The organism is Peribacillus sp. NPDC096622 (assembly GCF_044762665.1).
GTDB lineage: Bacteria > Bacillota > Bacilli > Bacillales > DSM-1321 > Peribacillus > Peribacillus frigoritolerans_B.
The window spans coordinates 211,394-234,782 of sequence record NZ_JBIWES010000001.1; the positions used below are offsets into that span (position 1 = coordinate 211,394).

27 protein-coding genes are annotated in these 23,389 nt (G+C 42.3%); 5 read left to right on the forward strand and 22 right to left on the reverse strand.

The genetic code is table 11. The annotated features are described in order from the left end of the window. Positions 1–60: 60 nt before the first annotated feature. The 3 genes from ACIQYG_RS00975 to ACIQYG_RS00985 all read right to left on the reverse strand — a co-directional run bounded on the left by ACIQYG_RS00975 (position 61) and on the right by ACIQYG_RS00985 (position 3,659). Positions 61–2,367 carry a DNA internalization-related competence protein ComEC/Rec2 gene (locus ACIQYG_RS00975; protein WP_402835094.1) on the reverse strand — a complete coding sequence of 769 codons (2,307 nt, stop codon included), beginning with the start codon at positions 2,365–2,367 and terminating at the stop codon, positions 61–63. 18 nt (positions 2,368–2,385) lie between these two features. Next, positions 2,386–2,946 (reverse strand): ComE operon protein 2, encoded by a 561-nt coding sequence (locus tag ACIQYG_RS00980; RefSeq protein WP_402835095.1) that lies wholly within the window; start codon positions 2,944–2,946, stop codon positions 2,386–2,388. A gap of 77 nt (positions 2,947–3,023) precedes the next feature. Next, a complete protein-coding gene (locus ACIQYG_RS00985; protein ID WP_402835096.1) occupies positions 3,024–3,659 on the reverse strand; it encodes a helix-hairpin-helix domain-containing protein in 636 nt (211 codons plus the stop codon). A gap of 110 nt (positions 3,660–3,769) precedes the next feature. Here ACIQYG_RS00985 and comER point away from each other — a divergent pair, with 110 nt between their 5' ends. Next, positions 3,770–4,600 (forward strand): late competence protein ComER, encoded by an 831-nt coding sequence (comER, locus tag ACIQYG_RS00990; RefSeq protein ID WP_402835097.1) that lies wholly within the window; start codon positions 3,770–3,772, stop codon positions 4,598–4,600. A gap of 104 nt (positions 4,601–4,704) precedes the next feature. Here comER and ACIQYG_RS00995 read toward each other — a convergent pair whose 3' ends face one another. Genes ACIQYG_RS00995 through ACIQYG_RS01030 form a run of 8 tightly spaced genes read right to left on the reverse strand, consistent with a single transcriptional unit; the run spans position 4,705 to position 9,718 of the window. Continuing rightward, on the reverse strand, positions 4,705–5,448 hold the full coding sequence (locus tag ACIQYG_RS00995; RefSeq protein WP_402835098.1) for a class I SAM-dependent DNA methyltransferase: 744 nt from the start codon (positions 5,446–5,448) through the stop codon (positions 4,705–4,707). Next, entirely contained in the window at positions 5,445–5,801 is a 357-nt protein-coding gene (rsfS, locus tag ACIQYG_RS01000) for a ribosome silencing factor (RefSeq protein ID WP_402835099.1), read from the reverse strand. The genes ACIQYG_RS00995 and rsfS overlap by 4 nt, the downstream gene beginning before the upstream one ends. Further along, the gene (gene yqeK / locus ACIQYG_RS01005) at positions 5,801–6,373 is read right to left on the reverse strand and encodes a bis(5'-nucleosyl)-tetraphosphatase (symmetrical) YqeK (protein WP_098369750.1); all 573 of its coding nucleotides are present in this window, start codon (positions 6,371–6,373) and stop codon (positions 5,801–5,803) included. Before yqeK ends, rsfS begins: the two co-directional genes overlap by 1 nt. Further along, positions 6,363–6,932, reverse strand: a complete 570-nt coding sequence (locus ACIQYG_RS01010; RefSeq protein ID WP_241589856.1) for a nicotinate-nucleotide adenylyltransferase — start codon at positions 6,930–6,932, stop codon at positions 6,363–6,365. Before ACIQYG_RS01010 ends, yqeK begins: the two co-directional genes overlap by 11 nt. Positions 6,933–6,943: 11 nt before the next feature. Then, positions 6,944–7,234 carry a ribosome assembly RNA-binding protein YhbY gene (gene yhbY, locus ACIQYG_RS01015; protein WP_034308574.1) on the reverse strand — a complete coding sequence of 97 codons (291 nt, stop codon included), beginning with the start codon at positions 7,232–7,234 and terminating at the stop codon, positions 6,944–6,946. Beyond that, positions 7,228–8,070, reverse strand: a complete 843-nt coding sequence (gene aroE / locus ACIQYG_RS01020; RefSeq protein ID WP_063590586.1) for a shikimate dehydrogenase — start codon at positions 8,068–8,070, stop codon at positions 7,228–7,230. Before aroE ends, yhbY begins: the two co-directional genes overlap by 7 nt. Positions 8,071–8,090: 20 nt before the next feature. Beyond that, positions 8,091–9,200 carry a ribosome biogenesis GTPase YqeH gene (gene yqeH / locus ACIQYG_RS01025; RefSeq protein ID WP_402835100.1) on the reverse strand — a complete coding sequence of 370 codons (1,110 nt, stop codon included), beginning with the start codon at positions 9,198–9,200 and terminating at the stop codon, positions 8,091–8,093. Next, complete coding sequence (locus tag ACIQYG_RS01030) at positions 9,197–9,718, reverse strand: YqeG family HAD IIIA-type phosphatase (protein ID WP_402835102.1); 522 nt, start codon at positions 9,716–9,718, stop codon at positions 9,197–9,199. Before ACIQYG_RS01030 ends, yqeH begins: the two co-directional genes overlap by 4 nt. Before the next feature lie 466 nt (positions 9,719–10,184). Between ACIQYG_RS01030 and ACIQYG_RS01035 the strand changes: the two genes are divergently transcribed. After that, a complete protein-coding gene (locus ACIQYG_RS01035) occupies positions 10,185–10,325 on the forward strand; it encodes a sporulation histidine kinase inhibitor Sda (RefSeq protein ID WP_034311351.1) in 141 nt (46 codons plus the stop codon). 52 nt (positions 10,326–10,377) lie between these two features. Here the strand turns inward: ACIQYG_RS01035 and ACIQYG_RS01040 are convergent, their stop codons facing one another. Continuing rightward, positions 10,378–11,163 carry a phosphatidylserine decarboxylase gene (locus ACIQYG_RS01040; protein WP_402835103.1) on the reverse strand — a complete coding sequence of 262 codons (786 nt, stop codon included), beginning with the start codon at positions 11,161–11,163 and terminating at the stop codon, positions 10,378–10,380. A 135-nt stretch (positions 11,164–11,298) separates the two neighbouring features. Between ACIQYG_RS01040 and pssA the strand changes: the two genes are divergently transcribed. Continuing rightward, positions 11,299–11,838 (forward strand): CDP-diacylglycerol--serine O-phosphatidyltransferase, encoded by a 540-nt coding sequence (gene pssA, locus ACIQYG_RS01045; protein ID WP_034308587.1) that lies wholly within the window; start codon positions 11,299–11,301, stop codon positions 11,836–11,838. Between the two features lie 65 nt (positions 11,839–11,903). Here pssA and ACIQYG_RS01050 read toward each other — a convergent pair whose 3' ends face one another. Then, entirely contained in the window at positions 11,904–13,694 is a 1,791-nt protein-coding gene (locus tag ACIQYG_RS01050; protein WP_402835104.1) for a M3 family oligoendopeptidase, read from the reverse strand. 162 nt (positions 13,695–13,856) lie between these two features. Here ACIQYG_RS01050 and ACIQYG_RS01055 point away from each other — a divergent pair, with 162 nt between their 5' ends. Beyond that, positions 13,857–14,159, forward strand: a complete 303-nt coding sequence (locus ACIQYG_RS01055; protein ID WP_402835105.1) for a hypothetical protein — start codon at positions 13,857–13,859, stop codon at positions 14,157–14,159. A 188-nt stretch (positions 14,160–14,347) separates the two neighbouring features. Here the strand turns inward: ACIQYG_RS01055 and sigK are convergent, their stop codons facing one another. From sigK to ACIQYG_RS01090, 7 genes are all read right to left on the reverse strand, one after another. After that, positions 14,348–15,070 carry an RNA polymerase sporulation sigma factor SigK gene (gene sigK, locus ACIQYG_RS01060; protein ID WP_048682796.1) on the reverse strand — a complete coding sequence of 241 codons (723 nt, stop codon included), beginning with the start codon at positions 15,068–15,070 and terminating at the stop codon, positions 14,348–14,350. A 703-nt stretch (positions 15,071–15,773) separates the two neighbouring features. Continuing rightward, positions 15,774–15,914 carry a YrzI family small protein gene (locus ACIQYG_RS01065; RefSeq protein ID WP_072273247.1) on the reverse strand — a complete coding sequence of 47 codons (141 nt, stop codon included), beginning with the start codon at positions 15,912–15,914 and terminating at the stop codon, positions 15,774–15,776. A gap of 485 nt (positions 15,915–16,399) precedes the next feature. Beyond that, positions 16,400–16,666, reverse strand: a complete 267-nt coding sequence (locus tag ACIQYG_RS01070) for a YrhC family protein (RefSeq protein WP_402835107.1) — start codon at positions 16,664–16,666, stop codon at positions 16,400–16,402. Positions 16,667–16,780: 114 nt separating this feature from the next. Next, positions 16,781–17,917 carry a bifunctional cystathionine gamma-lyase/homocysteine desulfhydrase gene (locus tag ACIQYG_RS01075; protein WP_402835108.1) on the reverse strand — a complete coding sequence of 379 codons (1,137 nt, stop codon included), beginning with the start codon at positions 17,915–17,917 and terminating at the stop codon, positions 16,781–16,783. Between the two features lies 1 nt (position 17,918). Further along, the gene (locus ACIQYG_RS01080; RefSeq protein ID WP_402835109.1) at positions 17,919–18,842 is read right to left on the reverse strand and encodes a PLP-dependent cysteine synthase family protein; all 924 of its coding nucleotides are present in this window, start codon (positions 18,840–18,842) and stop codon (positions 17,919–17,921) included. Positions 18,843–18,936: 94 nt separating this feature from the next. Beyond that, positions 18,937–19,632, reverse strand: a complete 696-nt coding sequence (gene mtnN / locus ACIQYG_RS01085; RefSeq protein ID WP_402835111.1) for a 5'-methylthioadenosine/S-adenosylhomocysteine nucleosidase — start codon at positions 19,630–19,632, stop codon at positions 18,937–18,939. Between the two features lie 16 nt (positions 19,633–19,648). After that, positions 19,649–20,287, reverse strand: a complete 639-nt coding sequence (locus ACIQYG_RS01090) for a class I SAM-dependent DNA methyltransferase (RefSeq protein WP_402835112.1) — start codon at positions 20,285–20,287, stop codon at positions 19,649–19,651. 154 nt (positions 20,288–20,441) lie between these two features. Between ACIQYG_RS01090 and ACIQYG_RS01095 the strand changes: the two genes are divergently transcribed. Beyond that, positions 20,442–20,654, forward strand: coding sequence for a DUF2536 family protein (locus tag ACIQYG_RS01095; RefSeq protein ID WP_402835113.1), 213 nt, complete (start codon positions 20,442–20,444; stop codon positions 20,652–20,654). A gap of 67 nt (positions 20,655–20,721) precedes the next feature. Here the strand turns inward: ACIQYG_RS01095 and ACIQYG_RS01100 are convergent, their stop codons facing one another. Both ACIQYG_RS01100 and ACIQYG_RS01105 read right to left on the reverse strand, forming a co-directional pair. Further along, the gene (locus tag ACIQYG_RS01100; protein WP_402835115.1) at positions 20,722–21,429 is read right to left on the reverse strand and encodes a YrrS family protein; all 708 of its coding nucleotides are present in this window, start codon (positions 21,427–21,429) and stop codon (positions 20,722–20,724) included. Positions 21,430–21,516: 87 nt separating this feature from the next. Continuing rightward, positions 21,517–23,268 carry a peptidoglycan D,D-transpeptidase FtsI family protein gene (locus tag ACIQYG_RS01105; RefSeq protein ID WP_402835116.1) on the reverse strand — a complete coding sequence of 584 codons (1,752 nt, stop codon included), beginning with the start codon at positions 23,266–23,268 and terminating at the stop codon, positions 21,517–21,519. Between the last annotated feature and the right edge of the window lie 121 nt (positions 23,269–23,389).

The window sequence follows — 23,389 nt, forward strand, 5'->3', positions numbered from 1 at the left end:
CACTTATTTTTCCTGATGGAGGCTGCCGCTGCAGTCTCTTTCTTTTTGATTTTCTATATACTATGGGAGAGTCTTCCGAAAGGTTCCACTGCTTTTGTAATACTTGTAAATAATAGAACCATCCTCGTCCGTCCTGAACACTTTTATGCCATTTCCCTCGAGATTCCCAATTACGTCTAAATGGGGGTGACCGTAGCGGTTATCTTTTCCAACTGAAATAAGCGCCGCTTTCGGCTGCAGCTGTTCAAGGAAGGGCACGGAAGAAGAAGTTTTACTGCCATGGTGACCGACCTTCAAGATATCTGCCTGCAACTGCGGAAATGTTCTCAATAGTTCCCTTTCCCCTTCTTCTCCCATATCGCCGGTGAATAACCATGACAATCCCCCAAGCTCCGTGAATAGAACTATGGATGAATCATTCTTATTTTCTTCTTTCTCAAATGGACTTAGCACAGCAAAAGGCGCTCCGCCCGCAACCCAATGGTCCCCCCTTTTCAGGACAGTCATTTTCATTTTTTTATCTCTTGCCACGGATACAAAATCCATATCCCTGTATTGCTCTTCACTCCAGCCTCCAATGATGATCTCCGCAACTTTAAAATGTTCTATTAATTCTTTTGCACTTCCCATATGATCTGCATCCGGATGGGTTAAAATCAGTTTGTCCAATTGGTGGATTCCTTTACTTTTCAATAATGGAATAATGATATCATCTGCCGTGTTGAACTTCTTTCGCTTTATTGCCCATGGATCGATTGGAAATGTAATTTGTCCACCCGTATCAATCAAATAATTACCGCGATTGAAAGGCAGGATAATTAAAATGGAGTCACCTTGTCCAACGTCGATGATTTGCACTTCACCAAAAGGCGAGAACCTTTGTAAGTTATATTGCAAAAGTAAAAGGACAATTAATATTCCACACCAGATTTTACTTTTTTCAAAGGATGCTTCCCAAGTCATGCCCAACCCTAAAAGGGAAATAACAAGTAATGACATCATGAGGAAAGGTGGCTTTCCAAACGGAATGGAGGCCAGCGGCAAATCCGATGCTGCATCCGCGGCTTTATTGCAGACTACGAAGGTGAAATTCAATAATGATATGAGAGGTTGACCTAAGGAAGGCAGTAATAAATGAATGAGGAGGGAAATCAGTGAAAATGGCAGCAATATGATGGAATAAAGCGGAACATACAATACGTTCAGAAACACGCCAAGGAAAGATACTTCAAAAAAGTGAAAAAGCAAAATCGGAAGGGCTGCCAATTGGCAGATGGTACTGAGGATGAACAGCTGCAGCGTTTTCTTCGGATATTGAAAGAAGATGCTTGAAGACATGATAATGGAGAATGTGACCGCGAATGAAAGCTGAAAACCTATATCATAGAGCATATTAGGCCGAAAAAACAATAGTGCCATATAAGTCGAGCCGATTGCGGCTCCCGCCGAAACCCGCTTCTTGAATAGCAGAAGCAGAAAGAAAAGCATAGCCATTAAACAGGATCTCACCACTGATGGACTGGCACCTGAAAGTAACATGTAAACCGGAAGGAAGAGTAAGATGGCCACCATCATTCTTTCCTGTGTATTCCCAACCCTGATGCCGATGTAAAATAACATCCCCGTTAAAAAACTGACATGAAGACCGGAAATCGCCAGTAAATGAACCAAACCCAACCGCTGATAATTAGTAAGGTCGCCTTCATCTATATATGTCTGGTCACCGAATATGAGAGCTGTGACAAAACCGCTCGATTCCTCAGGAAAGTGTTCTCTAATATATGAAATCCCCTTTAAGCGCAAATTACGAATCGAAACTAGAATCGAGCTTCCGCCCTCTTTGCATTCTTGAAATGAAATGGAATCCGCTTTGAATATCCAATGGATGCCTTGGCGGAAAAGATAACGCTGGTAATCGAAACTGTTTTCATTCCTGTTTTCCTCCGGAATTTGCAATGTCCCTTCAGCCGGACATGATAAACCGATTCGCAGAAACTTACTCAGATTTTCCTGTTCCAATTCGGTGGTGATTTTATAACGAAGTACTAACCGTTCGCCTTTCTCACTGCCAATGAAACCTTTTAATGAATTTCCATCTATATTCGGTTGGTCGGTAAACGTGATGATAAATTGGCTTTCCGTTCCATCATAGGCAGTTTTGTTTCGGTGATCGGAGAAGGAGGCGGCCCCTAAAAATATCCCCATGATCACCAAATGAAAAGCAAGGGCCTTCACACTTAACCCCACCGAAAAATAAAGGAAACAGAAAAAAATAAGGATAATGATCAGCAGCCTTACATTTAAAAGAGAATGGGCCGTAACACCAAAGGTGGCTGAAACGGCCAGTAAGATAAGTTGTCTGGCCATGCCTGCCCTCCGTCCTATTTAATTTTCAAATATCTGATTGGCCTGTTTTTCCAGCTCCAATAAATCTTCTTTTCCCAGGCCTGTTCGTTCAAGTTGAGCTAGCAATAAGAATACAAAGTCCTTTTTTTGTTTTCCATTAACATCGATGGCCCCTTTTGCTTCAACCTTCTCGGTCTTGACACCAGCCTGTTTAAATAATTCGAGGGCATATGGATGGTTTTTGTAATCCTCGGCATAATAAACAGCCTTTATGCCAGCTTGGATGAGTGATTTACAGCACTGAAGACACGGAAAATGCGTCACATATATTTCCGCTCCATCAGTAGGCACCCCAAATTTCGCACATTGTAAAAGTGCATTCATTTCTGCATGTATCGTTCTGACACAATGATTATCAATTACATAACAGCCGTCATCAATACAATGCGTCCCTCCTGCAATGGACCCATTATATCCCCCCGCAATGATTCGGTTGTCCCTGACGATGGTCGCCCCTACCGTGAGGCGTGTACATGTGCTTCTTAAAGCCAATAAATGGCTTTGTGCCATGAAATATTGATCCCAACTAATTCTGTTCATGTTGTATCCCCTTACCACTAAATGATTTTCTTCAATTTTACCCTCTTCCTGTCCATTTGTGTAGCATATTCAATCATTCATTTCACCGAAATGGAATCCCGTAACCTTTCAAACGTTTTATCGCCGATTCCCGTAACCTTCTTCAATTCATCGACCTCCTTGAATTTCCCTACCGTCTCCCTGTATTCCAGGATCGCATTCGCTTTGGATGGTCCAATTCCCGTCAAGGTTTCCAAATCTTCCAGTGTCGCTGTATTCAAGTTCACCTGTCCTCCTGACATCCCCTTAGTGACGGCATCACCAGACGACCCGACTTGTATATTCTCCAAGTTCCCTTTGTCTTCTTCACCTATTTCCGGAACATAAATGACCATTTGATCTTCGACGATTTGGGCAAAATTCACTTTATCCGTATCAGCCTTGTCCGTAAAACTGCCCGCAGCTGAAATCAAATCAATCACCCGGTCACCTGCCTGTGCAGTAAATATGCCCGGGGACTTGACCGCTCCTTTAACGTCTACTTTAATAATCTCAGCTTCCGCAGCCGACTCATTTACACTTTGTTCCATTTCAGCTTCTTTTGTAGTTACGGGAAATATATCTTCCGTATCAGCCGGACTTTCCCCTTGTTGCAAAAAAAAGTAAATGCCTGCTGCCAGAAATGCCACGGCAACGCTCATCATCGCCATCTTCTTTTTTGAAATTCCTTCCATTTCTTTACCTCCTTATTGGATTTCGTAAGATACTTTGTCATAGGACAGATTAAAAATACATAGTGTTTTTAGGAGAATCAATCGCTTTAAGTGAGAGGAGTTGATCGGAATTGAAGAAAATCGGTGTTATCGGAACCGGCAATATGGGTACCATTTTAATCGAGGCATGGCTGGAGGCAAAGATATTGAATCCGGCAGATCTAATCATTACAAATCGTACGCTTTCCAAAGCATTGGTGCTGAAGGAGAAACACTCGGGTATCAAGGTCGCGGAAAGCGCAGCCGAAATCGTCGAACAAGCGGACTTTATTTTTCTCTGTGTAAAACCATTGCAGATTAACAGCCTATTACAAGGCATCAAACACCATATAAAAAGGGATCAGCTGGTTATTTCCATCACAAGCCCGGTGTCAGTCTCCCAGCTCGAATCGGCAGTGAATGCCCCCTGTGCCCGTTTTATCCCGAGCATAACGAACCGTGTGGGTTCAGGGGTATCGTTACTGAGTTTCAGCAAGAGCTGCAGTAAGGAGAAAGTGTCAGCTTTATTTGATTTGGCCTCCGCTATATCGGCACCGGTCATCATTGAAAATGATATCACCCGGGTAGCTTCCGATATCGTCAGCTGCGGTCCTGCCTTTTTCAGCTATTTAGCTCAAGCTTTTATTGACGCAGCTTGCCAAACGACGAAGATAGATAAAGAAACGGCTACGACTTTGACTGAGAATATGCTGGTTGGCTTAGGGGAATTGCTCGGCAAAGGGGTTTATACATTGCCGACCCTACAGGAAAAGGTTTGTGTAAAGGGTGGAATAACAGGTGAGGGGATCAAGGTTTTAGAAGCTGAAACCGGGGAAATGTTCCATCATCTTTTTCAAGCGACACATGAAAAGTTTGCAGAGGATCTTCACGAAGTTGAAAAACAGTTCGGCCATCCTTATTAATATTCGTAATCAAGATCTCGATTCCTGCTAAAAGCAAAAAAAAGAAGAGGTCAGACCTCCACTCGTACAGACTGATGTACGAACGGGGGATCTTGACCTCTTTATCATTTACTGGCTACAAACAAGATTCTTTCGGTTTCTTTTACAAGCGGTGCTTCTTCAAGATCCGCCAGAATTTCAGAAACCTTGAAACCTGCTTGTTCCAACCAGTTTTTATATTGTTCAACAGGATAGGTCCGTTGATAATGCAACTCATCAAAACGGTCATAAAGACCGCTTTCATCGTCCCTTACGAAAAAACTTAAATCATGTTCCACACTGTAAGGTTCTTCACCCGGAAAGCAATCCCATATATAGGATACTTCTTCACCATTAACAGCAAACGTATTATCACCAAAGATTTGTTCCATTTTATAAATGGAATGGATATCAAATAGAAATAATCCGCCATCCTTCAAATGCTCATGAACCCGGCTGAACGTCTTGACTATATCCTCTTCACCGCGAAGGTAGTTCAGCGAATCACAAAAAATCGTGACACAATCAAATTGGCCAAGTCCTTCAAGTTCTGCCATATTCTGCTGGAAAAGCGGAATCGATAATCCAAGCTTAACCGCTTTTTCATTAGCGACAAGAAGCATTTCATCAGATAAATCCACGCCGGTGACTTCGAATCCGTGCTGCGCCAATTCAACGGTCATTTCCCCGGTTCCACACGCTAAATCCAGGACTTTCCTTCCACCAACTCCATACTGTTCCAGCTTCGCCGTAAGGATCATCAGCCATTTTTCATAAGGTGCGTCCTTCATCAATTCATCGTATACATAGGCAAAGCGTTCGTAAGTCATGAAGTCAGTTCACTCTCTAGATCTTCAAAAGGTGCATCTCCCCATAAACGTTCGAGGTTATAGTAGTTTCTTTCATCTTTATGGAAAATGTGTGCCACTACATCGCCAAGATCCACAAGCACCCATTTCGCCTCGTCAAAACCTTCAAGACGCTTTACCTCGATTCCTGATTCATCAGCTTTACTCTTCATTTCACGAGCTATTGCTTGTACTTGTTTTTCGGAATTACCGTGACAGATCAAAAAGTAATCCGCTACAAGGGAAATACCTTGCATGTTCAATGCCACGATATCCTCCGCTCTTTTATCATCCGCCGCTTTTGCTGCAATTACAAGAAGTTCACGTTCAGTCATTACATCTTCTCCTTCAAATTCATGATCAAATCATTATATGTCTTAAATGTGTCAGGGTAAATTGCCTGATTTCTTTTCATTAAAAAAACAACTGTATTCCTTAAAGCCTGGATGACAGCATGGTCCAAATTTTGCTTTGCTGTCTGCCTGACTTCGTCGACACCGGGAAAAGAACGTCCCGGCTCGATATAGTCAGCAAGGTATACGACTTTATCCAAAAGGCTCATGCCAACCCTGCCAGACGTGTGATAGGCAATCGCATCCAAGATTTCGGCATCCTGAATGCCAGCTTCCTTTTTCACCAAATAAGCCCCGACAGGAGCGTGCCACAGCTCCATATTGTATTCAAGTAATGCCGGGTCCATTTTTTCAGCGATTATAATTTGCTCCATTTCTTCTTTTGGACGAAATTTTGCATAATCATGGAAAATGGCTGCCAGTTCCGCTTTTTTGACGTCGGCACCATACCGTTCAGCAAGTTCAATCGCTGACTCGACCACACCCAAGGTATGAATGTACCTGCGCTCGGTGATTTGTTCTTTGACCAGCGCCAATGCTTTCTCACGATTCATATAAACCATTCCCTTTAATATACTTCACCACTGGATCTGCTATTAAATATTTCACGGTTTTCCCCGTTCTTAACTTCCTTCGTATCATGGAAGACGAAATGAACATCTGGGGGACTTTCACCATCGTGATTGGGTATAAGGTCTTTTCATTGTATCCAGGGCGCTTCACCCCGACGAAATTGACCATATGCACCAGCTCGTCGATACGGTGCCAATTCGGTAAGTATTCAATCATATCTGCGCCAATTATGAAATAGAACTCATTGGTTGGCTCAAGTTCTTTCAGCAATTTTATCGTGTCATACGTATAAGATGTGCCTTTTCTTTCTATTTCAATACCCTCAATATAAAAAGATGGGTTTCCGGCTATCGCGTTTTCCAACATGGCCAGCCTGTCCATATCGGTTACTTCCTCCGATTTTTCCTTATGTGGGGGAACGTGATTTGGCATGAACCTGATTTCATCTAGCTCAAGGGCATCCAGCACTTCATTGGCTATAATTAAATGCCCGATATGCGGAGGATTGAATGTACCGCCAAGAATTCCAATTTTTTTCATAGATAGGTTCCTTAAGGTAATTTAAGTTGTTTGTTTTCTTTTGATTCTTTATACAGCACAATTGTGTTGCCGATAATCTGAACCAATTCCGCCCGTGCACCTTTTGATAAAGTAAGCCCCACATCATTGCGGTCCTCTTCACAGTTTTGAAGGATGCTGACCTTGATTAATTCACGTACTTCAAGCGCCTCACCAATTTGCTTGATGAGATTATCATTGACTCCGCCTTTACCAACTTGAAAAATTGGATTGAGGTGATGGGCCTTTGATCGTAAAAATCTTTTCTGTTTTCCTGTTAACATGTGTTACCTCCTAGTTTGTTCAAGACAATATCTGTCATTCTTGCTGTATCCGGCATAATGCCTGTCCATATCTCAAATGCGAGCGCGGCCTGGTTGATGAACATCCCCAGACCATTTTGCGTTTCGGCCCCTTTTTCCCCAGCTTCACGCAGCAGCTTGGTTTGCAGAGGGTTATAGATGATGTCACTGACAATTGCACCGGTTTTAAGCTGGTCGACCTTTAACGGTGAATGATCCAATTCAGGACTCATTCCAGAAGAAGTCGTTTGGATGATTAAATCATATTGTGATAAGCTTTCTTCCGCTTCGATAATCGAGAGTGCCTTCGATACTTTATCATATGGGCAATCAGAAACAAGCTGGGCCGCTCTTTCCTTTGTCCGGTTTGCAATATCAACTTGCTTTACCCCTTCTTTCACGAGGGTAAAATAAATCGCACGCGCAGCACCGCCCGCTCCGATCACTAACGTTTTTTTAGCCTTGATGTCACCTGATATTTCATCGCATAAAGATTTGAAAAATCCTTTTCCGTCTGTATTATACCCTATAAACCGACCATTTTTGTTAACAACCGTATTTACAGCCCCGATTGCAAGGGCCAGTTCATCCACTTCATCCAGGAAAGGGATGATTGAAGTCTTATGAGGAATCGTGATGTTAAACCCTTCTATACCAAGGGCTTTCATGCCTTTCACGGCATCGTTCAAACCTTCTTTCGTCACATGAAAATGGTGATAAACCGCTTCTATATTTTCTTTTTCAAATGCATCATTATGAATGTCCGGTGACATCGAATGTGCAATTGGATCTCCCATTACCCCATATATCTTTTTCATAGTCTAGACGACCCCTATATTTAGATTAATGATTTGCGAACGATCACATTGACGCCCTTTGGAACATGTGCGACGATTTTCGCTCCTGGCTCATTGACCGTCACCCAGCCAAGACCAGAAAACACAATATCCATTTTACCATCTTTCAAGGAGAATTCATGTGGAATCAGCTTCGGAAACTCCTCGATTTGTTCTGGCCGTGGAGGCGTCAGCAATTCCCCGGCATGGTTTTTATACAATTCATCGGCTTTTTCCAGTTTCGTACGGTGAATATTCAATTCATTCGAAAGGTAGCAAGTCAATGAACGCCTTCCGCCTGAAACATAGTCCAACCTGGCGAGCCCTCCGAAAAATAGCGTCTGCCCTTCATTCAGTTGGTACACTCTCGGCTTGATTTCCTTTTTCGGCATAATCACCTTGAAGTCCCGTTTGTCCACATAGTGAGCCATTTGATGATGATTAATGATTCCTGGTGTATCGATCAATGCCTGTTCATCATCCAAAGGAATTTCGATCATATCCAAAGTAGTCCCAGGGAAGTGGGAAGTCGTGATGATATCACTTTCACCGCTCACTTCTTTTATAAGACGGTTGATGAAAGTCGATTTTCCTACATTCGTACAGCCCACCACATAGACATCTTTTCCTCTGCGATACCGCTCGATCGCATCCGCCGCTTCAAGTATGTGCTTTCCCTTTTCCGCACTGACAAGCAGGACATCGACCGGGTTAAGACCCAATTCCTTGGACGATTGCCTCATCCAATTGATCAACTTGTTCGGTTTTACGGATTTAGGCAATAAATCGACCTTATTTCCGATCAGAAGAACATCATTTCTTCCTACAAATCGATGAAGGCCAGGCAGCCAGCTTCCATTGAAATCAAAAATATCGACGATTTTGACGATTAAAGAGTCGGTTTCGCCTACTTTATTCAAGATTTTCAAGAAGTCATCGTCTGTTAAGGATACATCCTGAACTTCGTTATAATGTTTCAATTTAAAGCAGCGCTGACAAACGATGCTCTCTTTTTCCAGAGCCGATTTAGGGGCAAAGCCCAACTCCTTCGGATCTTCAGTCTGGACCTTCACACCGCAGCCGATGCACACTAATTCTTGATGATTGTTCAATTGTGATCCTCCCATTCTATCATTCCTTTTCGTTTAAAAAACGCCATGATCTTTCTTTCAAAATAACGATTGATCCTTGTTCTGAATTCGTCGGTTTGTGCGACAGGGACCACTAAGATCGTATGAAATCCGCCTCTGTTCCCTCCCAATACATCCGTCAATAACTGATCGCCGATTACCACCGTTTCTTCTAATTTCAGCCCCATTGTCTTACGGGCTTTATGGAAAGCCCTTGCCATCGGTTTTCTGGCCTGGAAGATGAACGGAATGTGAAGCGGATCGGAAAAAGCCCGAACCCGATTTTCATTATTATTGGACACAATCGTCACTAAAATCCCATGTTCCCGCATATTGTCGAACCATTTGATTAAATCGGGGGTGGCAGTTGGCCTGTCCCATTCAACGAGAGTATTATCCAAATCGGTAATGACGCCCTTAATCCCTCTTTTTTTCAATTCTTGAGGATCTATATTAAAAATGCTTTTAACATGTTCACTCGGCAAAAATAATTTAAGCATATTGGCACCTCTATATTTTCATTAAAATTTACCGTTTCCATCATATCGAATTTTCAGCCCACTTTCAAAAAAAATTAGGAAAGAATGGCTGACGGTAAAGAAACATCATAATGTATGTTTTCTGATATGGAAAGGCATTTTTTCTTAAATAATGGGAAATTTACAGGAAGACCAGAACCAAAGAACCAATTATTCATAAAAGATTTCGACAAAAATTTCATTTATTCAACCTGTGGATAACTTTACTAACATTTTCCATACTGATGTGCACCATTCCGTTCACCTTGTAAACAACTTAACCACAGGTTATCCACTTTTATCTGTGGATAACAGAACGATTGTTCTCCACGTTTATTTCTGATACAGTAGGGGTACATCAAGGAAGACTTATCAATATATGCAAGTAAACACTAAATTATTCCTCGCAATCCCTACTGGAGGTGAGCAGCCCATAAGTGGCGTTCTGATGCAAAAACTATCTGATGACCTGTTGCTTGAATCCTATTTTAAAGCACAGAATTTAAAGTTGAGTACCGATTTCATCCGCCTCATAGAAACGGAAATTCATCGAAGATCCCTAACACATAAAATCCGATCCATATTTTAATATGAAATACATAGGCTGACATCAAATGTCAGCCTCTTATTTTCATTTGAAGTTAGACGGCTCTCATGAATCCGATTGTTTCACCTACACGGACATCTGCGGGAATGGATATGTTCCCTTCAAGTTCAAAACTTCCTTTTTCAAAAAGAAGCACGACTGTGGACCCAAAGCTGAAATAAGAAAATTCCTGCCCTTTTTCCAATTCATCCGATTCATCAGTAATGACGATCGAATTTATGAACATGGCCCCGACTTTCACCATTGCCAGATTTCCCGCTTCATTTTGAAGTTCAGTTATTGTCCGATAATTTTTTGATAAAGGCTCTTTTCCATATTTCATCCCCCATTTATTAACGGGATATGATTTCCTTCCAAGGGTCCAACGTTTGACTACGGAACCCTTGATTGGCGCATGGATCCTATGGTAATGACTCGGGCTTAAGTATAACACGAGATATTTGCCGCCTAAGTACTTTTCCAAAAAAAGCTCATCCCCGAGCATTTCCTCCATTGAATATACCTTTCCCTTAACGACGATCTTTTTATCAGCGCGTATCTCCCCTGAATCCTCAAGAACACCGTCCACGGGACAAGCTACCGCAGACGGAACTGCCGTAATTGGCCTCGCGTCCGCCTTTAACTGCCTTGTAAATAGCTCGTGCAAATTGGTATATGCTTTTAACTCCTTACCAAATTCCTCTTGATTAAGGTTGAATGTTTTTACATAAAATAAAATTAAGGGCCTGCTCCAACGAGATTGGCTAAAGTGTTTTAATAAACCTGATGAATACTGACCATTCGTCAGTTCAATAAGAACGCGATACAAAGACTGAAACAAATAAAACCACTCCAAATTGTAAAATTATTCTAAAATTCCTTGCATAAATTGTGTTAAATAAAATATTATTATATAATAAATACTTATGTTTACTATATTTTGTTTTAATTTGTTTCATTTGAAAGGAGTGAAAAGATGTTTTTATTACACGCCCTAGATCAAACCATTAAAAAAGTGAAAGCACAAACAGCAAATATACTTACTTTAATTAATTTATCCCTTGGTGGATTTGCGATAATTGCCGTGATGCACGGCCAATTAAATTTAAGCCTGCTTTTAATCTTCCTGGCTGCCCTTGCAGATCGCTTTGACGGTATGGTTGCACGGAAATTCAACATTGAATCGGAATTGGGTAAGCAACTTGACTCCATGTGTGACATCATATCCTTTGGCGTTGCACCGGCTCTATTATTATACCAAGGAATATTGATAGAATTCGGAGCACCTGGCACACTCTTCACGGTTTTCTATATTGGCTGTGGCGCATTTCGTCTCGCCCGCTTCAATATAAGTGAAAGCAATGGATATTTTACAGGAGTGCCAATTACGGTTGCGGGCTGCATCGCTACTTTAAGTTATCTAGCCATCCCGTATTTCCATCCGGTCTTTTTCTTATCCCTCATGATTATATTATCATTACTTATGGTCAGTCCATTTAAACTGAAGAAAGTTTAATAAGAAAGCGGATGTCCTAAACCGGACATCCGCTTTTTTCGTTCATATTCCAGCCTGAACCCATCTTATGCTTTTCGGACTAATGGGTCGGTCAAACGCATGAATTCTTCTACATCCTCCATACAGGCATTGACTGCTTCTTCCCAAAAATCCCGGGTCTTTAAATCGACTCCTAAATGTTTCTCCGCCAAATCCTCGACCTTCATGGAACCGGTATCCTTTAATAGGGCGATATATTTTTCTTCGAATCCTGCAGGTTCTTTCAGGGCATTCGCGTATATGCCTAATGAGAATAAGTATCCGAATGTGTACGGAAAATTATAAAATGGCACTCCTGTAATATAAAAATGGAGCTTTGAAGCCCAGAACGTTGGATTATAATCACTCAAAGCATCGCCATAAGCTTCTTTTTGTGCATCGACCATCAGTTCACTCAACCGTTCGGCACTGACATATCCTTGCTTCCTATCTTCATAAAACCTTGTTTCGAATAAGTAGCGGGCATGGATATTCATCAATAATGCCACGGAACGCTGAATTTTATCTTCTAAAAGCACCAGCTTTTCTTCCTCACTGGCCGCTTCCTTCACGGCTGCATTCGCTACGACCATTTCAGCAAAAGTGGAGGCGGTTTCAGCCACATTCATTGCATATGACCGATTCAATGGATGGATATCCCTCATCGCATAAGAATGGAATGCATGTCCCAATTCATGAGCCAATGTCGATACATTGGATGGGGTGCCCGAATACGTCATGAAAATCCTTGACTGCTTATTTAATGGAAAGCCGGTGCAAAAACCGCCTGGTCTCTTACCTGGCCTGTCCTCAGCTTCAATCCAGCTGTCTTCAAAAGCCTTTTGGGTGAAGTTCGCCAATTGAGAGCCGAACTTAGAGAATTTCTGTATGATGAAATCTGCACCTTCTTGATAATCCATTACTTTGGACTCTGCTGTAACAGCGAGCGGTGCATCCAGATCCGCCCAACTTAATTTATCCATATCCAGTAATTCCGCTTTCCTTTTTAAAAACCTCACAAGCGGTTCCTTATGATCGGCAATTACATTCCACATGCTTTCGAGGGTTTCTTTTTTCATCCTCCCTATTTCAAGAGGCTCTTTCAAAATATCATCCCAGCCCCTTTTTTCATTCACACTGAGACGGAAGCCAGCCAAGTGGTTCAAAGTCCGGGCAAAAAGGTCACTTTTTTCCTCCCAAGCCTGTTCCCACGCAGTGAATAATTCTTTCCGGGCCCTTTCATCAGGATCAGAAAATTTATTCGCCGCTTGGCCCACTGAAAGCTTTTCACCCTTATAAGGGATGGTCATTGAACCGACGATCGTATCATACATTTGGCTCCAACCTTCGAAACCGTCCATGGCCAATTGGGTGATTAATGATTCTTCTTTCACGGAAAGCTTTTCCTTTGCCTTTTCCCGACGTTCATTCAATACGAATTTTATTTCATTCAATGGTTCTTTTTCGAGGATTTTTTTAAAAAATGCATCATCAAGCTGTATCAACTTTTCATCCAGCTTGCTTAACACCATTTTTAGTGAAGCGACTATCTTCATTTGTTTAACCCGCAGCTGTCCAGCCTTTTTATCCTGCGCATTTTGAGCTTCCAGGCATCCAATGAAAGCACCTGCCTGCGAAGATTTCATATTTGTATTTTTAAAAAGATCAAATGCCTGGATTAAACTGATTTCATCATTTCCTACCGGATTGATATTGCTTACAAGTCGGTCTAATTCTTTTACCTCCTCGTTGATTTCATCTAAAAAAACCAGGAACTCCTTAGAAGAGCTTCCTCCTTTAAAAAAGATATCCAAATCCCATGTTAAAGAATATCCCATCCTGCATTGCCCCCTTTTTATCACTAATCCCATTATAGAGGTTAATTCAGTATTTTTCTAATTAAAAGGAATTTTCAGTATTTTGTCGGAACATTTTTCTATATCCCAGATTAAAAGCATGTTATGATGAATATATTCTCGGGAAAGGGGTGGATGATTCATATGAAATTCTTTATTCACATGTCTGCCATCATCCTGCTCCTTTGGACACTGCCCATACAGTTCCACCATCATGCACAGCAGCTAACCATTGAAGAACATACCGATGTTCACCATTGGGATAAGGCCGACAAGAAACAGCCTTTCGTGCCTTCCTTTAGTTCCTGGCATTCACTTATCGTTATTCTCATTTTCGAATTTTCCATCATGGGCTTTCTTTATTTTCACTCTAATCTTCGGCGACGATATCTCAGTCCGGTTTTTTTTCAGGCGAATTACGTAGCCTCACGCTCTGACATTTTATAAAAATAAAATGGAGGAGTGATTCATATGTGGTTTCGACTAATTATGATAGGGGTTTTTTCTTTAACCGCTTCACGTCTGTTCCTTTTTCAAGGAATCGAGATTTATCATGCATTTGCAGATTTGATCAGAAATAAATATTAAAAAAAGAGTGCGGGGAAATTTCCCCGCACTCTCTTTGATTACCATTCCTATCCTTTAGCTTTCTTTTCCTTCTCTTTTTCTGCCCTGTAAAATTCATGGAACATCTTCATCAAAGCACGTTTTTCGATCCTTGATACATAACTGCGGGAAATGCCAAGCTCTTTAGCGATTTCCCTCTGGGTTTTCTCCTTTTTCAAATCCAGTCCAAACCTGCCTACAATGACTTCCTTTTCGCGTTCATCCAAAATATCAATATACTTTTTCACCTTTTCAATTTCCATATTGAGCTGAATCGTATCGATGACATCTTCCGATTCCGATTTCAGCACATCGATTAAACTGATTTCATTACCTTCCTTATCCTGACCGATCGGATCATGCAGGGAAATATCTTTCTTCGTTTTCTTTGTCGCTCGTAAATGCATCAAAATCTCATTCTCAATGCATCGCGCCGCATATGTGGCAAGCTTCGTACCCTTACCATCCGAATAACTCTCAATGGCCTTTATCAAACCAATTGTCCCGATCGAAATCAAATCCTCTGTATCTTCGCCCGTATTCTCGAATTTCTTGACGATATGGGCAACAAGCCTGAGATTATGTTCGATCAGGATGTTGCGGGCATCACCGTCCCCTTCACTCATAAGCTTCAGATATCTCTTTTCATCCTGAGATGACAAGGGCTGGGGAAAAGCGTTGTTTTTCACATAGGAAACAAATAAGTAAAATTCTTTAATAATATAACCGACAACTGTAAGTATTCCGGGCATTGGCTTCATCCCCCGTTTCTTTGGTTTCCCTATTCATACCTATGCAACAGTGGGCTTGTTCGTGTCTGTCCCACTAAAAGAAATCAAGAAAGTGTCAAATGTTCAAACCAGCCTGGATGAATTCACAAACGAACGAAGGCAAATGTTCATATAATGATAGGGAATTTTTTAGGGAAAGGGGGTTTTTACGATGGGATATAACTATGGACCATACGGATGCAGCTATGGTTATCCGGCTCCTGCGCCTTGTTATGCAGGGTCCGGTTACGGCTTTGGTTATGGCCTGTTTATTGTCCTCCTGATATTATTGCTCATTTTCGGGTTTTGGTGGTTGCCGGGATGTGGATTTGGTTATGGGGGATCAGGTCCGTGCTGCTGATTCAGGCAAAAGAAAAAAACTCGGCCCGAGTGCCGAGTTTTCCCATTTTACATATTCTTTTCTAACGTTGCAGTTCCTAGTTGATCAGCGTCAAAACCATCATGTCAACAAACCTTCAATTTATCATGTTTCCAATCGCATTTTCCGCTGTCCATATACGTACAAACCATGACAATGCTGGCAATGCACCGGCAAATCCGTTAGCCGGTATCCTTCTCCAGCCAATAGCAACGCTTCTCCCCTTTTACGTAAAACAAATTCAACATTTTAACCTCCACCTTTCTTAAAATTTTTTTATGAACGGGATACCTACCTCATATGTTTTTAGAAAAAAGGACGATGCTTCATCGCTTTATCTAGATGTTCTTCTCGAATCTTGTGGATTCTCTCCTGTTGCAAACATTCCTCGGCAGTCATTTTTTTCATTTTAATCGTGATTGTGAAAAAAAGCATATTCAGTGTCATAATATCACCTCCTTTAAGGGAGCGGCCCAACAAAAAGGCATAAAAAGGCCGCAGAAAGTTACGTCCTCCTGCGGGTTTTTTTGAGAATATAAAAAGACCGCAGGATAAAACACTTCTCCCTGCGGCCGCTATGTCTGAATGATTAATAAAGCCAAATTGCTTTAGAAATATTCCGCTTGGCACAGGTCGAATGTTATGTGATTGTCAATTGAAACGGACCGGCTGATTGCGACGACTCCATGTAGATACAATGTCATTTTCTTCGACCTCCTTTGGAATATTTTTTATTACTTGGTAAGTATATCCACAAATTCGATATTTGTAAACGGCTTTTGCCTATTTATTTGAAAATTTCGATCTTTTTACCCACTTTCAAGAGCTTTTATTACCTGAAGGAGGCAAGAAGTGTGATGAATCTGCCCCATGATGGGCAAAACACTAGAAAAATAAAAAAACCTGATTCTTTTAAAGAATCAGGTTTGCTTCTATTGTTGTAAAGTATCCTGGTCATCCATTTCGGCCAAGATCTTCTTGTATTTTTTGGATAATGAGAAAAATACTATGGATATGCCCAGGAACATTATTGTCGCTCCCATATAGACATATGTGTCTAACATCGCTTTGTCGCCAGAGGGAAGGATGGTTCCTATATAGAAGAACGAACCCACACATAACAAAGTGATCGCAAACTGTTTAAAATCGACCATTTTCGAACGCAGCATTGACGCCGTTTGTTTTTTGCGGTTTTTCATGCCATTCCACCTTCTTTCAAGCTAATAAGATACCGATATCTCATTCTACCATATTTATTCCAAATGACAGGGTGTAAATAATGGCAGTCAGCTTATGAGACGGTCCATCCACGATTATCCTTGTAGCGCTTGTTCCAGGTCTTCCAATAAGTCTTCAACATCTTCCAGACCTACTGAAATACGAATCAACCCATCAGTTATCCCAAGTTCTGCACGACGCTCAGCCGGAATGGAAGCATGTGTCATCAAGGCCGGAATTGAAATTAAGCTCTCCACTGCCCCCAGACTTTCCGCAAGTGTAAAGAATCTCACTTTATTCAAAACGGACTCGGCCTTTTCCGCACTGCCGACATCAAATGAAACCATACCGCCGAATCCACGCGATTGTTTTTTGGCAATATCGTGATTTGGGTGGTTTTCAAGACCTGGGTAATAAATTTTCGAAACGCCTTCATGCCCGGATAGGAAACGAACGATTTGAGATGTATTTTTTTCATGTTCTTCCATCCTGATTCCCAGCGTTTTAATGCCTCGCATCAGCAGCCATGAATCCTGGGGCCCTAGCACGCCTCCTGTAGAGTTTTGGATGAAATGAAGGTCATCGCCAAGCTTTTCATCATTCACCACGACAAGACCCGCTACAACATCGCTGTGTCCCCCCAGGTACTTCGTTGCGCTATGAAGCACGATATCGGCTCCAAGTGAAAGCGGATTTTGCCAGTATGGCGTACTGAAGGTATTATCCACAATGGTGAGGATGCCGTTTTCTTTAGCTATTTTTGATACCTCTTCCAAATCGGTGATTTTCAATAATGGATTGGTCGGAGTTTCAATGAACAGTGCCTTCGTATTGTCCTTTATCTCTTTTTCGATCGAGTGAATGTCACTCGTATTGATGAACGTTGCTTCCACCCCGAAGCGGTTAAGCACTTTTGTGATGACCCGGAAAGACCCACCATAAACGTCATCGGTCATCAATACATGATCACCATGGCTGAACAGCATCATTACCGCAGTCATCGCTGCCATTCCTGATCCGAATGCGAAACCTCTTTTTCCTTCCTCGAGATCCTTGATCAATTCTTCGAGGGCATGGCGGGTTGGGTTGCCTGTGCGTGAATATTCATATCCCCGATGATTCCCCGGACCATCCTGTTTATAGGTGCTCACTTGATAAATCGGCACCGAAACCGCCCCTGTTTGTTCATCACCAAAAATGCCGCCATGGATCAATTGTGTTTTCTTTCTCATTTTACATTCCTCCCTGATAAATTTTTTTGCTTAAGTATCGTTCACTTGAATCCGGAAATATGACGACGATATTCGCCCCCCGGGAAGCCTTGGCCGCTTCTTTCATGGCCGCTGCAAATGCCGCACCGGAAGAACTGCCGACAAGAAGGCCTTCTTTAATCGCCAATTCCTTTACCATATGGAAAGCGTCACGATCGCTTATCGTATGGATTTGGTCAAAATACGTTTCATCCATATAAGCAGGTAAAAATTCCATCCCGATCCCCTCTGTTTTATGAGGTCCTGCTTTTCCGCCATTTAAAATCGATCCTTCTGGTTCGACAATGACCGTTTTGACAGCAGCGTTCTTTTCTTTTAAATATCGCGATGTTCCCATGAATGTCCCGCCCGTCCCGGCACCGGCAACAAACACATCCACATCGCCTTCCATCTGTTCCCATATCTCAGGTCCCAGCGTTTTATAATATGCATCAGGATTGGATGGGTTGGCGAACTGCTGGGGACAATATGATCCCGGAATTTCAGCCAGCAGCTCCTTAGCCTTGGCAATTGCTCCTGTCATTCCTTCCTCTGTCGGGGTCTGGATCACATTCGCTCCAAGGGCACGCATCAATTCCTGTTTCTCGGTACTGAATTTCTCCGGAACGCAAAATATCACGTCCACTCCACTGTTTATCGCAGCCAACGCCAAGCCGATCCCGGTATTTCCGGCAGTCGGTTCGATGATCGTCCCGCCCTTTTTCACCTTCCCTGTCTGCAACGCTTTGGCTAACAGTTCTTGGCCAAGCCGATCCTTCACACTGCCTCCCGGATTGAAGTATTCCAGTTTGGCAAAGATACGGACTTCATCCGGAAGCGGGAAATGGGTGATTTCCATCATCGGCGTTTCCCCTATCAACTCATGAATGTTTTTAAAGACTTTCATATTCGGACATCCTTTCATAGTTATCCTACCAATTTAATGAGGATTATGCAATAAAGAATGATCAGCAGAAAGGCTTCCGCTGATCACTTACCATTCATTTCATTTTTTCAACCATTTTCAAAATCAGTGACGCTGAATGAAGAGCCGCAGTTTCCAGGAATTTATCAAAGGAAATATTGGACTCCTTACCTGCGATATCCGAAAGGGAACGAATGATGACAAAAGGTGTTTTGAATTGGAAGGCTACCTGTGCAATGGCTGCTGCTTCCATTTCCACCGCGTATAAACCAGAGAATTTCCCTCTGACGAATTCAACCCTGTCAGGATCATTCATGAAAGAATCCCCCGTCACGATCAACCCTTTAGCAACTTGTATATCCTCGATTTCCTTTGCTGCTTCTTCTGCGATTGCAAAAAGCTTTTCATCAGGTGTAAAAGCTGCAGGCAGCTGAGGTACTTGACCGTATTCATATCCAAAAATCGTCACATCGACATCATGGTGCCGTACTTCCGTGGATATGACCACATCCCCTACATTCAGTTCTGGATGATACCCGCCGGCAGAGCCAGTATTGATGACCGCATCCGGTTTGAATTTTTCCAACAGGATTGCAGTGGACATTGCCGCATTCACTTTACCGATACCCGATTTAAGCAAAATGACCTCGACACCATTCAGTGTGCCTGTATTGAACTCGGAACCGGCAATGGTCACCTGCTCCAAACCTTCCAATTTATCACGTAAAATCGTAACTTCTTCTTCCATTGCTCCGATTATGGCTACCTTCATTAGTAAAAACCTCTTCCTATAATTTTTCCGCCTCCATAATCCAGACAAATTGATTGCAACGCTCGAAGTTCACTTTATATCCATTATCTTCAAGCACTTTTTCCAAAAAAGGAATCGTAGTATAATATTCCGTTTGCAAATCGTTCGCCAAATTATGAAAGCCTGCCTGCTTTGCATCTTGAATCGCTCGTTCATGCGCTTCCTTTGATTGATACATCGTATCCGCAAACACTATTTTACCACCAGTATTCAGTAACTTTCCATAGTTGACTATCGCTTTTTCTTTTTCTTCATCGGTTAAATGATGAAACGCGTACGTACTCACGATCGAATCAACCTGTTCCGGCTTCGGAAAATCAATAAAATCGCCATCTACAATTTCCGTTGCTCCGCTCAGCTTGCTTACCGCTATTTCCCTCATCGCAGGTGAAGGTTCTATTCCCGATACCTTTAGGCCTTTCTTCAAAAGCCTTTCCGTCAAATTCCCGGTACCTACTCCAAACTCCAGCACATGACCAAAAGCCCGATCGGTGACGCTGTCCAATATGCCATCATAATGTTTAAAAACCTCTTGATACTCAATATCGTGTCCACCAACGGTATCATCATACGATTTCGACCATTCTTCAAATAAATCTATAAATTCTCTGCCCATTTTTAATCACCTTTTGTAATAAGATAATAAAACCTATAAGTATAGTATGAAATGAACAGAGAAACAGTTCTTGTTTTTAGGCAAATTCATTAGGTTCAGATTCTGCCAAAATGGTGTTAAACTAACAGTATCTGAATGTTGGAGGGGAACAGTCATGAGTTTTCAACTCGACTTAAACTTATTCGAAGATAAAATAGAATTTTTCGAGGCAGAAAGCATTAAGAATCTTGAAGAAAAAATTCAATCACAAATTGAAATCAATAAAGCGATCATGCTTCAGGTGGAATCCGTGTCACACCAAATGCATGTAAGTGAAGAGGGCAGACGTTTTTATAGTGCAGTCGTCCACTTTAAAGCAAAAAAATGATTACCATGAAAAACCCCCGAAAAGCGGAATTCCTTTCGGGGGTTTTTCGTTTATACATTTATGACCATTACCTTTTATCGTTTGTCTTCAGCTCTTCGACTTTTACAGGTTTCCAACCTGATCCGTCCACCCATTCAATATAAACCCGGAAGGTTTTAGGATTATCCCCTTCAGAAACGGTACCGATTGCTGTGGTGGGCGAACCGCCGTTTTGCAGCCACCATAGCTTCATGTTGCCTTCATCGATTCCAGCTCCACTTGCTATCGCCTTACTCATTTCATTCCAATCGACCGAGCCCTTTTCAAAGCTAGTAGTGTGCTCCCCGGATTGCTCCGTTCCTACTGGTTTCCAGCCCTCACTTGTATATGTAGCCGCAACATTGCCATCGCCGCTGCCTTCCACTTCCACAAGTTCGGCATCTCCTGCTTTTTCTGGATCTGCATCATCTTCAGCCTTCTCTTCTGCATCTTCCTCTGTTGCTTTACTATCTTCTTTTTCGGCATCTTCTTCTGTTGCTTCATTATCACCTACTGCGTCTTCCTTCTCTGAATCCGTTTCTTCCTCTTTGCCAGAAGGTTTGTCCACTACTTTCCCCTTTTCTGTCTCGGCGACTTGCTTTGGTTCAGTCGTGGCTTTTTTTGATTCGGTGCCATCATCACTTAAGAAAATCGAGACTGCGACAATGACGATTAAAATGGAAACGATGGTGATTGCAATATTATATATTTTATTTACTTTTCTTTTTTGATCTCTCTGATTGAAACGTGAGCCCAAGGTCCATTCCTCCCTTACCATTTCTTACTGCCTCATTTTAACATGATTTAGCCAGAGATAGAAGGGAAGGGTTTCCTACACTTTTCGTCAATTCTCGCTCTTGTCCTGGTCCTTGGAGTACAGGACTTTTACAATATCTGAAAAAAGAGGCGTCATGCTGGAACTGTTTTCCTTCGTTTCAAAACTTACGGTAACAAGAGCATATTGGGGATCTTTATATGGGAAGTAGCCTGCAAACCATTTATTGAGCTCCCCTTTTTCGATATTGGTCTGAGCTGTTCCAGACTTGCCGGCGACCTCCACAGGCAAATCTCTCAAGGAAGCGCCCGTCCCTTTCTCTTCCGTCACGACCTTCCTAAGAAGATGCTGCATCTTCATCGTTGTATATGGAGAAAGTGTCGCGCCGCCAATACTTTGATTGGGAAAATCGACAACGGTCGTACTATTGTTAAATTCGACCTTTGAAACGGCTTTGACCTGTTCCTTCTTGCCGCCGCGGGCAATCGTTGCCATCATATTCGCGATCGCGAGCGGTGTCGTTTGGACATCCTGCTGGCCAATTGCCGTTTTGGCAATCATTTTGGGATCTTTTTTTAAATCGTCATCATGCCAGACCTTCCCTGTTTGTTCATGATGCAACTGAGTGACTTCAGTGTGATATACGTCCCCTTGCCAGCCCGTTTCACCAACCAGCCCTAACATTTTTGCATATTTGTCCAAAAAGTCCGGATCCTTCTCTGCTATTTCCTGTGACAATTCGGCAAACGTCCTATTGCAGCTTTGGGCAAAGCTATTTTCAAAATTAAGTACGCCCAGTTCCCTTTGTTTATCCGTTTTGCCGTCTATCGTCAAATTACAATTAAATGTCCGGGTGGGACTAGCGGCTTCATAATCGATGGCCGCTGCTGCCGTGACCGTTTTAAAGACGGATCCCGGCGTTTTTTGAGTCAGCATCATATTGACGGCCCCTTCGCCATTCGGATCTTTTATATTAAGCGCCGGACGTGATACCATGGCAACGATTTCACTTTTTTCGATATCGATCAGTACGAGGCCGCCTTTTTTTATTCCGCGTTCATCGACGAGCTTCTCCGCTTTCTCCTGAATTTCTTTATCGATCGTCGTCATGACCTTCACCGGGTAAAGCGGATTTGCAGGTTCCACATATTTAACATCGACACCGAACATTGGTCCTCCGCTGGCGTCCACGTGAAAAACGAGCTTCGATTCCCCAGTGGAAAGCAAGAACTCATCGAAGGTCCTTTGCAGTCCTGTATTGCCTATTTTCGTTTCAGGAGATAAATTCATGTCCGGATAACGTTTTTTCTTTTCCGCATCTGATATGTTAGTCGTCCCGATCAATTGCGCTGCAGGCGTTTGATCATGATATAATTTCTCATTCACGGCAAAGACCCCGGGAATCTTCAATTCATTGATTGCCTTCGATTGGCTGGACGTCAACTCTATCGGTTCATCACCGCCAAATACGAAAGGTTCATCCGCTTCTTCTATCGCACGTTTTAACTCCGCTTCCGATTTCCCTATTATCGAGGCCACTTCATCTATGGGCCATGTCATTTTCTTTAAAAATGGAAATAGGACGAGCGTCGGGATTTCTTCATGTGCAAGCGGTTCTCCATTTCTGTCATAAAACTTTCCGCGTCCATCATCAATCTTTAATATCTGTGAACGCTGATTCACGCTTGCTTCTAACAGGTTCACATCATGTTTTGAAAAAGATTCTGTCGATACAAGTTGGATGTAGGCAAGCCTGCCTATGAGCATCAGCATAAAAGTGGTCAAAAAAAGAGCCAGCAACCTCATTCGTTTCTTTTTCATAAAATACACCTCGGTAACCATTGTTGACGAGGTGCGAATTTTTAAACAATTATGAACAAATTTAACGCGGCACTTTTCCGCTAAAAAAGAGGATGCCCCCAAGGACACCCTCTTTTGCATT